The sequence below is a fragment of the Prochlorococcus marinus CUG1435 genome (assembly GCA_017644375.1).
GTDB classification, from domain to species: domain Bacteria; phylum Cyanobacteriota; class Cyanobacteriia; order PCC-6307; family Cyanobiaceae; genus Prochlorococcus_A; species Prochlorococcus_A marinus_AH.
The window spans coordinates 1,100,468-1,114,506 of record JAEPLP010000001.1 but is presented as its reverse complement, the minus strand read 5'-3'; the positions used below and the strand labels follow the sequence as shown (position 1 = coordinate 1,114,506).

The 14,039-nt window shown below is 31.5% G+C and carries 17 protein-coding genes; 8 read left to right on the top strand and 9 right to left on the bottom strand.

Annotated elements, in window-relative coordinates; genetic code table 11:
• Positions 1-28 precede the first annotated feature (28 nt).
• The 5 genes from lepB to JJ844_06315 form a co-directional block, all read right to left on the bottom strand.
• Positions 29-688 carry a signal peptidase I gene (lepB, locus tag JJ844_06335; GenBank protein MBO6975289.1) on the bottom strand — a complete coding sequence of 220 codons (660 nt, stop codon included), beginning with the start codon at positions 686-688 and terminating at the stop codon, positions 29-31.
• A 28-nt stretch (positions 689-716) separates the two neighbouring features.
• Entirely contained in the window at positions 717-1,073 is a 357-nt protein-coding gene (locus JJ844_06330) for a Spx/MgsR family RNA polymerase-binding regulatory protein (GenBank protein MBO6975288.1), read from the bottom strand.
• 1 nt (position 1,074) lies between these two features.
• Positions 1,075-1,623: an inorganic diphosphatase gene (locus JJ844_06325; GenBank protein MBO6975287.1), complete on the bottom strand. Its 549-nt coding sequence runs from the start codon at positions 1,621-1,623 to the stop codon at positions 1,075-1,077.
• Positions 1,613-1,867 (bottom strand): hypothetical protein, encoded by a 255-nt coding sequence (locus tag JJ844_06320; protein ID MBO6975286.1) that lies wholly within the window; start codon positions 1,865-1,867, stop codon positions 1,613-1,615. Before JJ844_06320 ends, JJ844_06325 begins: the two co-directional genes overlap by 11 nt.
• 98 nt (positions 1,868-1,965) lie before the next feature.
• Positions 1,966-2,316, bottom strand: a complete 351-nt coding sequence (locus JJ844_06315; protein ID MBO6975285.1) for a resolvase — start codon at positions 2,314-2,316, stop codon at positions 1,966-1,968.
• 174 nt (positions 2,317-2,490) lie between these two features.
• On the opposite strand from JJ844_06315, the gene JJ844_06310 reads away from it, so the two are divergent.
• The 4 genes from JJ844_06310 (at position 2,491) to JJ844_06295 (ending at position 7,167) form a co-directional block, all read left to right on the top strand.
• The gene (locus JJ844_06310; protein ID MBO6975284.1) at positions 2,491-4,293 is read left to right on the top strand and encodes a proline--tRNA ligase; all 1,803 of its coding nucleotides are present in this window, start codon (positions 2,491-2,493) and stop codon (positions 4,291-4,293) included.
• A 24-nt stretch (positions 4,294-4,317) separates the two neighbouring features.
• Entirely contained in the window at positions 4,318-4,755 is a 438-nt protein-coding gene (gene psb27 / locus JJ844_06305; GenBank protein MBO6975283.1) for a photosystem II protein Psb27, read from the top strand.
• A gap of 81 nt (positions 4,756-4,836) precedes the next feature.
• Entirely contained in the window at positions 4,837-6,147 is a 1,311-nt protein-coding gene (locus JJ844_06300; GenBank protein ID MBO6975282.1) for an adenylosuccinate synthase, read from the top strand.
• A 15-nt stretch (positions 6,148-6,162) separates the two neighbouring features.
• On the top strand, positions 6,163-7,167 hold the full coding sequence (locus tag JJ844_06295; GenBank protein MBO6975281.1) for an adenosine kinase: 1,005 nt from the start codon (positions 6,163-6,165) through the stop codon (positions 7,165-7,167).
• Between the two features lie 18 nt (positions 7,168-7,185).
• Here the strand turns inward: JJ844_06295 and JJ844_06290 are convergent, their stop codons facing one another.
• Together JJ844_06290 and cobK are read right to left on the bottom strand one after the other, a co-directional pair.
• Entirely contained in the window at positions 7,186-7,491 is a 306-nt protein-coding gene (locus JJ844_06290) for a divalent-cation tolerance protein CutA (protein ID MBO6975280.1), read from the bottom strand.
• Between the two features lie 13 nt (positions 7,492-7,504).
• A complete protein-coding gene (gene cobK, locus JJ844_06285; GenBank protein ID MBO6975279.1) occupies positions 7,505-8,302 on the bottom strand; it encodes a precorrin-6A reductase in 798 nt (265 codons plus the stop codon).
• A 28-nt stretch (positions 8,303-8,330) separates the two neighbouring features.
• Between cobK and JJ844_06280 the strand changes: the two genes are divergently transcribed.
• Positions 8,331-8,756, top strand: coding sequence for a single-stranded DNA-binding protein (locus JJ844_06280; protein ID MBO6975278.1), 426 nt, complete (start codon positions 8,331-8,333; stop codon positions 8,754-8,756).
• A 1-nt stretch (position 8,757) separates the two neighbouring features.
• On the opposite strand, the gene JJ844_06275 is transcribed toward JJ844_06280, so the two are convergent.
• Complete coding sequence (locus JJ844_06275) at positions 8,758-8,940, bottom strand: hypothetical protein (GenBank protein ID MBO6975277.1); 183 nt, start codon at positions 8,938-8,940, stop codon at positions 8,758-8,760.
• Between the two features lie 42 nt (positions 8,941-8,982).
• Between JJ844_06275 and JJ844_06270 the strand changes: the two genes are divergently transcribed.
• From JJ844_06270 to JJ844_06260, 3 genes are all read left to right on the top strand, one after another.
• Complete coding sequence (locus tag JJ844_06270; GenBank protein MBO6975276.1) at positions 8,983-9,513, top strand: DUF2854 domain-containing protein; 531 nt, start codon at positions 8,983-8,985, stop codon at positions 9,511-9,513.
• A 64-nt stretch (positions 9,514-9,577) separates the two neighbouring features.
• A complete protein-coding gene (gene argB / locus JJ844_06265) occupies positions 9,578-10,429 on the top strand; it encodes an acetylglutamate kinase (protein MBO6975275.1) in 852 nt (283 codons plus the stop codon).
• Between the two features lie 3 nt (positions 10,430-10,432).
• Positions 10,433-11,542 carry a DUF3153 domain-containing protein gene (locus tag JJ844_06260; GenBank protein MBO6975274.1) on the top strand — a complete coding sequence of 370 codons (1,110 nt, stop codon included), beginning with the start codon at positions 10,433-10,435 and terminating at the stop codon, positions 11,540-11,542.
• Here the strand turns inward: JJ844_06260 and priA are convergent, their stop codons facing one another.
• Entirely contained in the window at positions 11,543-13,819 is a 2,277-nt protein-coding gene (gene priA / locus JJ844_06255; GenBank protein ID MBO6975273.1) for a primosomal protein N', read from the bottom strand.
• Positions 13,820-14,039: the final 220 nt, after the last annotated feature.

Here is a 14,039-nt window from a genome sequence, read left to right as displayed (position 1 = left end):
TGATAAAGTCAGATGCAGAAAAAGCGGTTTATTTATTGAAAAAGCCAACTTGACTAAGAGGCCAAAATCTGAAATATGCTTTACCAATTATCTCCTTTTTATGAAGAAATTTACTTCCAGGCCAATATCTACCATCCCAGCTATTTGACCTATTATCGCCTAGAACTAAAAAATGATCTTCAGGAACTTTTATATTTTCAAATTTACCACATTTATTAAAGAGGGATAATGAGCACTTGTAAGAGACATAAGGTTCAGGAATTAATTTATTATTTATTAATAATTCACCCTTCGTGTTTATACTCACAATTTCTCCTGGAAGTGCCACCACTCTTTTAATATATGCATCGCAAGCTTGATCCCTCAAACCAGGAATAAACGATATTGGAGGAAAACTCATAAAAAAACAATATCTTTTTTTTGGTAGAGGCTTAGATCTTGATGAAATTAATTTTTCGTCAAAGGAGTAGGGTGAGTTAAAAACAACAATATCTCCTCTTTTTGGTAAAGAGTTTCTTAGAGAAAATTTTTCAATAATTAGCCTATCTTTTATTTGTAATTCTGGAAGCATTGAACCAGAAGGGATATAACGTGGTTCTGCCAGAAAAGATCTACAAGAAGAAACAAAAAAAGTTAATAGAATTAGTAGGCCCCATTCTTTTAAAAAACTTTTCATAGAAATATGCATAAAATTAATGAAGTTTTGATTTCTAACCTTATATAAGATGTTTGGCATATTCAATTTCGTTAAAACCTAATATTACTTTTTTCCCCTCGTAAATCAAAAATGGTCTTTTTATTAATTTGCCATCACCCAAAAGAAGTTGAATAATTTCTTCCCTTGACAAGCCATAAATATCAAGATTGAGAGTTTTAAAAGCTTTACCTCTTGTATTAAAAATCCTTTTCTTCTCATCAGAGTATTGTTCTAAAGCTAGATTTAAATAATTAACAAGTGGCGGTTCTTTTACAATATCAATTAATTGGAATTCGAAATCTCTGCTTTTAAGCCACTTTGCAGCTTTTATGCAAGTAGAGCATTTTAAATAACTATAAAAAATTATTTTTTTCAATTTACTTTCTAAAGGTTGCTTTCTTTAGTACTTTAAAGTTTTTCTTCTTTAGGGGAGTACAAGTTTTTAATAAATTTTCAACTGCATCAAAATCCCTCCAGCCATCAATTTGAACTGTTCTTCCATCAAGTCCTTTACTTGTTCTAAAAAATTCAGCAACATCCTCAAGCTGATTAGGAGCAATTTGATTAATACTTACTATATTGGCCTGTCTCGCATTAGCCATTGGCACACATAAAAGTTTTCCATCATATGCACCACAATCATGCATGTCTAAAACTCCAATAGGTCTAGCTTTTATTAAGCAGCCGGCAAAAGTAGGTTCGTCCATTATCACCATCGCATCAAGAGGAGCTCCATCATCAGCAAGAGTGTTTGGTATGAAACCATAATCAAATGGATACCTCACTGAAGAATGCAATACTCGATCTAGTGCCATTATTCCTGCTTCTGAACAATATTCATATTTATTCCTACTGCCTGCAGGTATTTCAACAACTATATTAACTATTCCCTTCATTGGAGATGGAGGTATCGAACTAAGATCCATCTTTTTTAAAATCCTGATTAAAAATTACCTCTTTTTCTTGAGAGGAAGATCTACCAATAAAAATACTGATTGAAGGTAATAAAATTGTCAAAACAGCCAAAATAATACCTAAAGATGTTATAGATATACTCCTTATACTTAAGGGGTCATCATCATCTCTTTCAAATTCACTTTGAACAGCACCAAGGGAAGAATCTTCGCTTGATTTACTTTTTATTGAGTGCTTTGATTTCGTATAACTCAAGAACTCTTAAATTGGTAAAGGTTAAGGAGATAATTGAACACCTTTAATACTACATTCTTAATGTCAATAAATCAAAACATTCTTAATTGAGTTTCTAATTATTCTTTGTCAAGCAAAGACCTAATAGATTTTAGTTCGTCTAATATTTGCACCATTATATTCTGAGCAGCGGAGGAAGGTGTATTAAAAACCTCTACAGTAACTTCCTTAATTCTTAAAATATCTTTTGCAAATCTTGCTACTTCATTAGGATGGAATCTTAAGGGATCTTTTTGATCAGTTCTAAATTCGGGATTTAATTTTCTTGGATTAAAGCTAGGGTTTAGATTTCTTAAATCTGTATTTGTATACCTATAGACAGAAGCTCTTGATCTGTTAAGGAATTTTTGAACTTCATCGATACCTACTAATTCTTCTTCGCTAGAAATATTAGAATCTATATTTTCCATAAACTTAAGAAAATGTTTTAGTAGTAATGAACTTTTAAAAGAATCTGAACTTCATTACTGAAGAAGTTAGCAGAAACAATATTTTTAGACTAGCAGCGTTGAGGGACTCAAGACACTTTAAATTATTTTTTCATCTTAATTGATAAAATTAAATATTATTAAGGATTTTTTTGTATGCGCGTGACAACCTCATTTCCTCTGGGGACACTTCGTGACACACCTTCTGAAGCTGAGATTATTTCACATCAATTACTTTTAAAAGCTGGGTATATTCGCAGAGTTAACAGTGGCATTTATGCATACATGCCAATAATGCTTAGAGTAATTGAAAAAATATCCGCAATAATAGAGAGAGAACTTAATAGCATTGGCTGTACAAAATTACTATTACCCCAACTTCATCCTGCAGATTTATGGAGAAAAAGTGAAAGGTGGGAAGGATATACCGCAGGGGAAGGAATAATGTTTAATCTCAAAGATAGACAAGGTAAAGAATTTGGGTTAGCTCCAACTCACGAAGAGGTAATCACGAGTATTGCATCAGAGACCATCAAATCCTATAAGCAATTACCTCAATGTTTTTATCAAATTCAGACAAAATTTAGAGATGAAATAAGGCCAAGGTTTGGATTGATGAGAAGTAGAGAATTTATAATGAAAGATGGTTATTCTTTTCATTCTTCAGAAAACGATCTTGCTTCTTTCTATGAAAAGGTGGGCGATGCTTATGAAAATATTTTTAAATCTTGTGGACTAGAGACAGTAGGAGTTGAAGCGGATAGCGGGGCCATTGGCGGAGCATCCTCCAAAGAATTTATGGTTACTGCAGATGTTGGTGAAGATTCCATCTTATTTACCAAAAGCGGTTCTTACGCCGCAAATATAGAAAAAGCTATTTCAATACCCTCACAGCCAATTCCGTTAAAAGAAAATATTTCAGGGTACATAGAAACACCTCAACAAAAAACAATCATCGAAGTTTGCGCAAATAACAATTTAGACCCAACTCAGATTATTAAGGTCGTATTATTCCTGGCAAAGTTTGAAGATAAATTGGAGGTGCCAATTCTTGCATGCATAAGAGGCGATCAACATATAAATGAAGTAAAGCTTTTTAACTTAATAAATAGACTTCATACTTTCAACCTCCTTAACCTTAAGAAGATTGAAGACAAAAACATCATCGAAAAAAACCTGGTTAATTTTCCTTTAGGTTTTATAGGTCCAGACCTAGACAATCAAACTATTAAAGAGAGTTCTAATTGGGACAAGAAATGGACCAGAATAATAGATCATTCTGCAAGTAGTCTTTCAAAATTTATAAGCGGCGCAAATAAAGTTGATTTCCACAAGGTTTTTCAGGAATTTTCTTTTTCTTCAACAGACTACCTAATTGAGGATATCAGGAATGCTAAAAAAGGAGATAAAATAAAAATTGATGATAATGAGGAACTTAACGAAAAAAAAGGTATAGAAATTGGGCATATTTTCCAACTAGGTCAAAAATATAGTGAAAAATTAAATGCTAAATTTTCAGATAAGGATGGTCAATTAAAAAATTTGTGGATGGGTTGTTATGGAATTGGAGTAACAAGAATAGCTCAAGCTGCAATTGAACAGAATCATGATCAAAAGGGAATTTGTTGGCCAATCCAGATTTCGCCCTTTGAAGTGATTATTATTCCAACAAACCTAAAAGATCCGACTCAAAGAGAACTTACTGAGCAAATATATAAAAATTTTTTAACTAATAAAATTGACGTTCTTCTTGATGATAGGGAAGATAGGGCAGGCGTGAAATTTAAAGATGCAGAATTAATTGGAATTCCTTTTCAGATAATTATTGGTCGAGATTCTATTAACAAAGAAGTAGAACTTATATGCAGAACAAAAAATACTAAATTAACAATTAGTACTGATAAATTGTTGGAATTATTTATTTCCGAATCAGAAATAATGTACAATAAAAAATCTTAAGGCTAAATTTTTTGGAGCTTAGTTATGTTATTGAAATGGACATCAGAATTAATTTTTAAAAATCTTACTAAAGCTATATGTTTTGCACTTTCTTTGGTTCTTATTTTTACACTGTTTAGTTCCCCTTCTATAGCTGTTAAAACCTCAATGACAGGTGATTACGCAAAAGATACAATTTCAGTTGTTAAAACACTACAAATAGCTGTTGATACTCCAAAAGATTCTCCAAATAAAGATGAAGTAAGAAGTGAAGCTCTTACACTCATAACTGACTATATTTCTAGATATAGAAACAGAGGTATGGTTAACAAAACTCAATCGTTTACCACCATGCAAACAGCACTAAATGCAATGGCAGGCCATTACAAAAACTTTGCAAGTAGACCTTTACCAGATAAGCTTAAGGAGCGTTTAACAAAAGAATTTTCTCTTGCTGAAAAAATGGTTCTCAGAGAAAGTTGATACAATTCATTTACTTTTTAAAAGTAAACCAAGATTTTTGAATATATTAAATATTCTCACAAAAATAATGCTCTTCTAAAATTGGCTAATGTTGTTGTAATCGGAGCCCAATGGGGTGACGAAGGAAAAGGTAAAATAACCGATTTACTTAGTCGTTCGGCTGACGTTGTCGTACGTTACCAAGGGGGAGTAAATGCAGGGCATACTATAGTTGTAGATGATAAAGTCTTAAAATTACATTTAATACCTTCAGGGATACTTTATAAAAATACTACTTGCTTAATTGGATCAGGAACAGTTGTAGATCCAAAAATCCTACTAAAAGAAATTGATATGTTGATTGAAAATGGAATTGATATCTCAGGATTAAAAATTTCATCTACATCACATGTAACTATGCCTTACCACCGAATATTAGATGAAGCAATGGAAGCTGATAGGGGTTCAAATAAGATAGGGACTACAGGTCGGGGGATTGGACCAACATATGCTGATAAATCCCAAAGAAATGGAATTAGAGTAAGAGATTTGCTAACTAAGGAAAGGCTGAATGATGTAATCGAAATTCCATTGAGAGAAAAAAATGGTCTACTAGAAAGAATCTATGGAATTAAACCACTTAAATTAGAAGAAATTGTTGAAGAATATCTCGACTATGGAGAAAGATTATCAAAGCATGTTGTTGACTGTACAAGAACTATTCATGCAGCCTCAAAAAATAAGAAGAATATTCTATTTGAAGGTGCTCAAGGTACTCTACTTGACTTAGATCATGGGACATATCCTTTTGTCACATCATCAAATCCTATATCTGGAGGGGCATGTATTGGAGCTGGAGTTGGTCCCACTTTAATTGATAGAGTAATCGGAGTTGCCAAAGCTTACACGACAAGAGTTGGTGAGGGTCCATTTCCAACGGAATTACAGGGAAGTATTAATGATCAACTTTGCGATAGAGGCAGTGAATTTGGAACCACTACTGGGAGGAGAAGGAGATGTGGTTGGTTTGATGGAGTTATTGGTAAATATGCCGTATCTGTAAATGGACTTGATTGTTTAGCAGTTACAAAACTAGATGTATTAGATGAATTAGATGAGATTCAAGTTTGCATTGCATATGACTTAGATGGTGAGGAAATAGACTATTTTCCAACAAATTCAGATGACTTAAAAAAATGTAAGCCGATCTTCAAAAAATTAAAAGGTTGGCAATGCTCAACTGCAGATTGCAGAAAACTATCTGATCTCCCAGAGAATGCTATGAATTATCTCAGATTTTTAGCTGAATTAATGGAGGTTCCAATTGCCATTGTCTCATTGGGGGCAAATAGAGATCAAACTATAGTAATTGAAGACCCAATTCATGGGCCTAAAAGAGCACTTCTAAGGTAATTTACTTCCAAATTAATGAAGGAATCCTTTAGACATTCTGAACATAATAAAAAGGTTGATCTCATTGGTCTGGGCAATGCAATAGTAGATATTATTGTAAATATTGAAGATGAGTTTCTTGAGATAAATAATTTAGAGAAAGGATCAATGAATCTTATTAATTCTTATGAATCTCAGAAATTGTTAGAAAATTGCAAAGTGATCAAACAAGTATCAGGGGGGTCATCAGCAAATACGATTGTATGTTTAGCAGAATTAGGTAATGATGTGCAGTTTATTGGAAGGGTTAAGAATGATCAATTTGGGGATTTCTTTTCTTCTGACATAAAAAAAAGTAAAACTATTTTTAATACTCCACCCACTAATGAAGGCGCCTCAACAGCTCATTCAATTATTTTGATTACACCTGATGCTCAAAGAACTATGTGCACTTACCTAGGAGCATCTATAGAATTTGAACAAAAAGACATTGATTTTAGTGTGCTTAAAGAAAGTAAATACTTATATTTAGAGGGTTATTTATGGGACAGCGAATTAGCTAAAAATGCTTTTCTTAAAGCCGCTCAAATTGCAAAACAATCTAATACGAAGATAATCCTTTCATTGTCTGATTCATTTTGTGTAGATAGGCATCGAGAGAGTTTCTTGCAATTAATTGATGAATATGTAGATATTGTTTTTTGTAACGAATCGGAGGTTTTAAGTTTATTCAAAAAGGATAAATTAGCAAACTGCCAAGGAGACCTCTCTTCACTATGTGAATTAGTCGTGGTGACTCTTGGTAGCAATGGTTCTCTCATAATTAACAAAAATGACATTGAAGTAATTATGTCAATCAATAAAGGAAAAGTCATTGATACTACAGGAGCTGGAGATATCTATGCGGGAGGATTTATCCATGGATTAATAAATAATTATTCCCTCAAACAATGCGGAGAGTTAGGTTCAATTTGTGCTGGGCATATAATTACGCAATTAGGATCCAGATCGGATATAGATCTTAAAGAGTTAATAAAATAGATTAATAAAATAGATTAATCAAATAGTCTTATTCAACCAATCATAATATTTCATCTCAGCATGGTATTTTTTGTAAATAATCTGAGGGACATCATATGTGGAATTTTTATTCACGAAATCAATTAAACAATCTTTAAATTCTAGTTTACTTTTTATTGTGATTTCAAACTCTTTAGTTTCTTCAATATCATCACCCCACTTATAAATTGAAAAAATTTGCTTTATCGAAACACAAGCTGCAAGTTTATTTTGTATTAGTAATTTAGCCATTCGCAAAGCATTTGCGTTACTTGATTCAGTTGTGATCATAACTAATACTTCCATAATGAATTAAACATCAATATTTTTTAATTATGTGATTTATCAAATTGTGATATTGATCAAAAGAGTATGAATAATCATTTTTAACTTTCGGCCTTTTAACCAAAAATAACTTCATCTTACTTCCAGAAACTATACTCTCCCAGTTTTTCTGAGAATAACTTCCAGATTCTCTGCATAGAACATAATCTATATCCCAAAAATCACAAAGTTTTTTTTCTAAAATTTTTTCATTATTTTTACTCGGTTCAAGTATCGCTATGTTTGAATTTTTAATACATGATCCAAAAGCTTTAGTTATACTTTCATAAGTTGGAAGGACCCTTGCAAATACATTTGCTTTACAATTCATATAATAACTAGCTGTATCGTTAAGGAATCTTGATCCTATTGCAAGAAGAATATTCTTATTTTCTATATCAACATTATTTATATCCTTTAAATTATCAATATAAAAAAAATTATTAGTGTTATTTATTAGAGATTTCCTCTCAAATAGTAAAATAGGGGTATTAATTTCTTTACATGCATTATTAAGATTTTTAGAAATTATTACGGCAAACGGATGAGTAGCATCGACAACGCATGTGATTTTATTTTTATTTATGAAATTAATTATTTGATCTTTATTATTTAATTTCCCCGTAATGATATGTAACTTTGGATTTTCAATATAAGCTTGCCCTGCTTTATAAGTTAAAACACTTGCAAAGACTGAATAATTAAGTTTAAGAAGCTTATTAGCTATTACAGGTCCATCCGAAGTTCCTGATAGGATCCAAACATTTTTATAGCAATTTCCTTGATTCTGCATCAGTATGTCTTTAATTAAATAGTAAGTAATGAATCATTGTTTAATTCAGGCGGTCATTAATAGCGCTCCCCAAATGAGGTTTACCAAAGAAAACCAAACTCCAATTGCAGAAATGATTGTTAATTTTAAAGGATTACGTAGTGAAGATCCAACCAGAGATCTCAAGATCATAGGATGGGGAAATATTGCCCAAGAAATGGTAGATGAACTAAAGGAGGGGCAAAATATTGTTATTGAGGGACGTCTAAAGATGAATTCTGTCACTAGAAAAGACGGAACGAAAGAAAAACAACCAGAACTAACAGCTTCAAAAATTCATAAAATATCGCCAGTTGATGTTATTAAGTCTGATCAAAAAGAAAATAATGAGTCATTTGAAAATAAAGAAACCGCCAAGAAATCTAGTTGGGATAGTTCACCTTTAGTACCTGAAGTAGACGAAATACCTTTTTAAATCAAATATCAACATTATTTTCTTGAACACTTATAATTAATTTGCTTATTTTTCTTTCAAGCGAGGCAAGTTCGCTTCTGATTTCTGGCCATTTACCCTTATCAAGATTTTCTAGTAGCCATGCTCTGTCTTGATCAAGTTTAAAAATTAAATCTCCTTGATTTGCAGTATTAGGATCTTGCATAATACTTGTTAGCCCATTTAAAACTCATTCTACTAAATCCAAATGAAGAAATACTTATCACCTGGAAACTTAATCGTAACCGCTGGGGGTATATTAGCTTTTGTTGGAATGACTGCTTATTTTACAGACTCAGTGAATTTAAGTGTACCTACTTTTTTTTATGGAGTACCTATTTTCCTAATTGGCTTAGGCTTAAAGACTTCCGAAATACCTCCTGTAAAGTTATTTGACAAGACAAATTTTGCGACAAATAAATTTAATAGACCAAAAGAACTAACAGCATTAGTTAAAGATGTTACAAGATGGAGGTATGGGATAAAAGCTCATCTTGAATCGTCATTAGAATCTTTAAATTTGTGGGACGAGGATAACCCCCCTCAATTAAAAGAAATAGAAGAAATTACAAAGGAAGAAAAAAATGGTCTCAGAATGCGTTTCGAGTTAAACGCTGTCCCTCTAGACAAATGGATTGAAAAACAAGAAAGATTAAATAGGTTTTTCGTCAAAGGTCTTGAATCAGAATTTATTATCGACGATAATAAAAAAGAATTTGATTTTATTCTCTTTTATTGAATATAGGGATATATTTGTAAAAACCTAATTTCTCAATTCAATCAAGTTTTAATGAATTTTAATAATGAATGATTCTCAAAGAGTATCAATATTAAGCGAAGCACTTCCATATATACAAAGTTTCTCAGGTAGAAAAATTGTTATCAAGTATGGTGGTTCTGTTATGGAGAATGATAATTTAAAAAATGCTTTTTTTAGAGACATTGCACTTTTATCAACAGTTGGGGTTTGTCCGATAGTAATTCATGGAGGTGGACCAGAGATTAATAATTGGCTAAAGAAATTAGAAATATCTCCAAAATTCGAAAATGGATTAAGAATTACTGACCAAAAAACAATGGAAATTGTCGAGATGGTTCTAATGGGTAGAGTTAACAAACAAATTGTAAAAGGGATTAATAAAACTGGATCCTTAGCTGTGGGAATATCAGGTCTTGATGGCAACTTAATTCAATCTAGAGAACTAGGAGATGGTAGCCATGGGTTAGTGGGAGAGGTTACAAAAATCAATCCTGAAATATTAGATCCTCTTATTTCTAAAGGATACATCCCAATTATTTCTAGCATTGGATCAACCTTGGAGGGTATTTCCCATAACATTAATGCAGATTTTGTTGCTGGAGAAATTGCTGCTGCAATAAATGCAGAAAAACTTATTCTTCTTACTGATACTCAAGGTATTTTAAAAGAAAAAGATAACAAAAATAGTCTTGTTGAAAAAACTAATCTCAAAGAGGCAAGAGATTTTATTGATAAAAAAATTGTGACTGAAGGTATGATTCCAAAGACAGAATGCTGTATAAGAGCTTTAGCCCAAGGAGTCAAAGCAGCTCACATAATTGATGGACGGATAGAACATTCATTACTTCTTGAGATTTTTACAAATTCAGGAATAGGTACAATGATAGTCGCCTAACCCATGAAAACTTATGAGCAAGTTTTAGAAAAAGTAGAACTTGCTTTAGCTAAAGGTGAATATCACTATTGCATTGAATTTCTTTTGTCCATAATCGAATCATTTCCTTTATCAAGCAAAGAGGGAGTAAATTTAAGAACAATCTTAATTACTGCTCTATGTGGTATCAATAAAAGGGATGAGGCTAAAAGGTTTTGTAAAGAACTTCTAAAATCTTACGATAATAAGACGAGAGAAAATGCAAAATATTTGATGGAAGTTATAGACTCTCCTGACATTAAAAAGCCAGAAAATTGGAACGTACAGTTTGAAAGCGACCCATCACTAAATAAAAAATCTCTTAACTCACTGCGCAAAAAAAGAGAAGTATTGAAGAAAAAAAAATTTATTAATGTAACTGACACACCAACTGGTGAAACAAAACCCTTTCAGAAAGGCTTTTCACTGATCATTTTTTTAATACTATTATTATTAATTCCACTTTTAAGTGGCTGCGTAAAAATTGAGGATACCCTTGATCTTAGTGAACTTGATTCAATAACTAATAATTTAGTGATAGAGAGTAAATACATAAAGAAATTTCCTTGGCAATTAAAATTTGAAGAGAAGATGAAAGATATTTTTCCTGACGCAGAAATTGAACAAGACGAATCAACCTTTTCTTTGAAACATAAAAATCTCAATTTAGAGGATACAAAGCAAGTTCTTAAAATTACCCAAAATACAGCTGGAGAGTTAGCGGGAGAATCAACAAATATAGAAATTAATACTACTCAAAAAAACTTCATTTTTTTTAAAAAATACTTTTACAGATTAGATTTGGATCTAAATTCTATTAAAGGCATTGATAATTTAGAACTCATTTTCAAAATTATTCACCCTAATAAAGCTATCCTTACCGACAACAATAATTCAAATTTAGAAATCATAAAAAATCTAATAATTTGGGATTTAACTCAAGGGCAGATAAATAGTCTTGAATTTTCTTTCTGGAGCTCTAACAAACTCTTGATTGGGATATCTATTATTTTAATAATTATAATATTGGCTTATTTATTAAGATTCTATAGATTTAAATTAGGTTCAGATTTACCTCAACTTCCATCAAAGTAATTACAACTCTGCTGGATTAACATCTATTGTTAAAAAAACATTTTTTGGAATAAGTTTCCATAATATTGATCTATCAGGTAAAGGTATCTTTGTTCCTTCAGGACCATGTATTAATATCTGCCATCTAAATTTTTTACCGACTTTAGCTATTAAACTAGGGGCAGGACCAATTAATTTCCAATTCTTTTTCTCACAAAAACTGAGTAGATATTTTGCTAATTTTATTGCAATTGACTCAGTTAATTCATAATTTTCACCTGATAATTTAAGTAGGCAAATTGTGCAAAATGGAAATAAATTAGCATCCTTTCTCAATCTGGAGTTTTCAATTAAGAATCTTTCATAATCTCTTTTTTGAAGATACGAAATCACCGGGTGGTTAGGTTTATATGTTTGAAAAATTACTTTCCCTTTTTTTTGTGCCCTTCCGGCCCTTCCTGCTACTTGCAAAAATAATTGTAATGATTTTTCTTCTGCTGAAATATCTGGGCGATGAAGCAACCCATCCGCTGCAATAACTACTGAAAGAGTAATATTGGGGATGTCAATACCTTTTGCCAACATCTGAGTACCGACAAGAATATCAGCATCACCTTTAGAAAACTTTGAAAGAATATCTCTATGACCATCCTTTCCTGAAGTTGTATCTCTATCAAAGCGAAGTACTCTTAAGTCAGGAAATTCTTCATTTAAAAACTCTATTACCCTTTGCGTACCAATTCCAAAAGGTTTGAAAGCAGTTGAATGACAATCTGGGCAACGATTGATCAATCTTGATTTATGATCACACCAATGACACCTTAACCATTTTTTTCCTTGTGCTCCGAGATGAACTGATAAAGGGACGTCACAGTTTGGGCAATTTATTAAATATCCGCAATTTCTACAACTTAAAAATCCACTATGCCCCCTCCTAGGGATCAAAATTATTGCTTGCTCTTTTTTTAAGCATAGTTGAGGAAGCAATTGTAATAATTCATTGGAAAAAATTTTCATATTTCCATTCTTGAACTCATCCCGCATATCAATAATTTTTATTTCAGGAGTCTCATTACTGGATATCCTTTGAATCATTCTTACCAATTTAAAATTCCTTTCAAAAATACACTTTTTCCAAGTCTTCATTGATGGGGTTGCACTCCCAAAAATTAACTTTGCAGAATTCCTTTTTACTATTTCAATAGCAATCTCTCTTGCGTCATAGCAAGGCATGGGACTATCTTGCTTATAAGAAACATCATGTTCTTCATCCATTATTATTACTCCCATATTTTTGATTGGAAGAAAAACTGCCGACCTTGTACCTATTACTATTAAAGGTTCATTAGCATTAATAATTTTCTTCCAAACTAAAGTTCTATGATCGGGAGAACAATTACTATGATATTCGTAAACAATATTATTAAATCGCCTACTAAACCTATCAATAAGTTGTGGAATTAATCCGATTTCTGGGGCTAATATCAAACAACTTTTTTTCTTAAGAAATTGATCTTCAGCAATTCTCATATACACTTCTGTTTTACCTGAACCTGTTTCGCCCCAAAGAAGTAATGCATCTCCTGGTTTCATTATTTGATATTCTTGAAATGCAATTTTTTGCTCATTTGTAAGATTTGGTTTTTTCGTTGCGATATGATCTTTAAAAAAGGAATTTAATTTACTATTTATATTTTTTTTTCTTTTAGATTTAAGAAGATAATTTTTACTGACCATTGAGTTAATTAGAGTGTAATTAAAACCAGACTTTATTAATTCACTTTGCCAATTACCTTTTTTAGATAAAGTATCCATTAAAAAAAATTCTTTTTTGGTTAATCCATTTTTCTCAATATCAAATTCTTTTTTTGTTTCAATCCATATTTGATCTTTTAAACCTTTAGAGAAATTTTTATATTTACCAATCCAGCCAGGAGGAAAAGCAGTTTTAAACATTTTTAAATTACTAACCATATAAAAAGAGGCTAGTGAGTCTATCAATTCTCTCCAAGATTCATCAATTATTTTTTTCTGCAAAATACTTTCAACAAACAAATATCTTATGCTTTTTCCTCCAGCAATATTTGATTCATCATTATTGATTCTCGAAAAGTCTTTTTTGGAGATCACCAACCCATTCAATAATCTCCCCCTTAGTCTCACACTTACAATATCTCCAACTTCTGCTCCAAGATTATTACCATCTAAATAGTAAAAGCTTTCATTACTACTACCTATATCAAGCAAAATTTCCAATTTATAGGAGATATTTAATAACTGATTACTTGCCGGCTTCAAAACTTTTTCTTAGTATTGGATTGTTGAACATTCCACAAAGTGTTTTTTGCACATTGTAAGTATCCTGTTCTTAAGGGAGACATGAAGCTCTGATCATTTAATGAAAATTCAAAAATGATCTGCCTGTCTGAGAAATCCCAAGACTTTTTACTTTAGGTAATCTATAGCACTATTTAAATTTTTCAACAATTTAAAAAACTTTTCTTATTCTCATTTTTTG

What these genes read in the sequence shown, in the direction of transcription:
- lepB (MBO6975289.1), bottom strand. Translation starts at nt 688, where the DNA reads ATGCATATTTCTATGAAAAGTTTTTTAAAAGAATGGGGCCTACTAATT.
- JJ844_06325 (MBO6975287.1), bottom strand. Translation starts at nt 1,623, where the DNA reads ATGGATCTTAGTTCGATACCTCCATCTCCAATGAAGGGAATAGTTAAT.
- JJ844_06315 (MBO6975285.1), bottom strand. Translation starts at nt 2,316, where the DNA reads ATGGAAAATATAGATTCTAATATTTCTAGCGAAGAAGAATTAGTAGGT.
- JJ844_06310 (MBO6975284.1), top strand. Translation starts at nt 2,491, where the DNA reads ATGCGCGTGACAACCTCATTTCCTCTGGGGACACTTCGTGACACACCT.
- psb27 (MBO6975283.1), top strand. Translation starts at nt 4,318, where the DNA reads ATGTTATTGAAATGGACATCAGAATTAATTTTTAAAAATCTTACTAAA.
- JJ844_06295 (MBO6975281.1), top strand. Translation starts at nt 6,163, where the DNA reads ATGAAGGAATCCTTTAGACATTCTGAACATAATAAAAAGGTTGATCTC.
- JJ844_06290 (MBO6975280.1), bottom strand. Translation starts at nt 7,491, where the DNA reads ATGGAAGTATTAGTTATGATCACAACTGAATCAAGTAACGCAAATGCT.
- cobK (MBO6975279.1), bottom strand. Translation starts at nt 8,302, where the DNA reads ATGCAGAATCAAGGAAATTGCTATAAAAATGTTTGGATCCTATCAGGA.
- JJ844_06280 (MBO6975278.1), top strand. Translation starts at nt 8,331, where the DNA reads ATGAATCATTGTTTAATTCAGGCGGTCATTAATAGCGCTCCCCAAATG.
- JJ844_06275 (MBO6975277.1), bottom strand. Translation starts at nt 8,940, where the DNA reads ATGCAAGATCCTAATACTGCAAATCAAGGAGATTTAATTTTTAAACTT.
- JJ844_06270 (MBO6975276.1), top strand. Translation starts at nt 8,983, where the DNA reads ATGAAGAAATACTTATCACCTGGAAACTTAATCGTAACCGCTGGGGGT.
- argB (MBO6975275.1), top strand. Translation starts at nt 9,578, where the DNA reads ATGAATGATTCTCAAAGAGTATCAATATTAAGCGAAGCACTTCCATAT.
- JJ844_06260 (MBO6975274.1), top strand. Translation starts at nt 10,433, where the DNA reads ATGAAAACTTATGAGCAAGTTTTAGAAAAAGTAGAACTTGCTTTAGCT.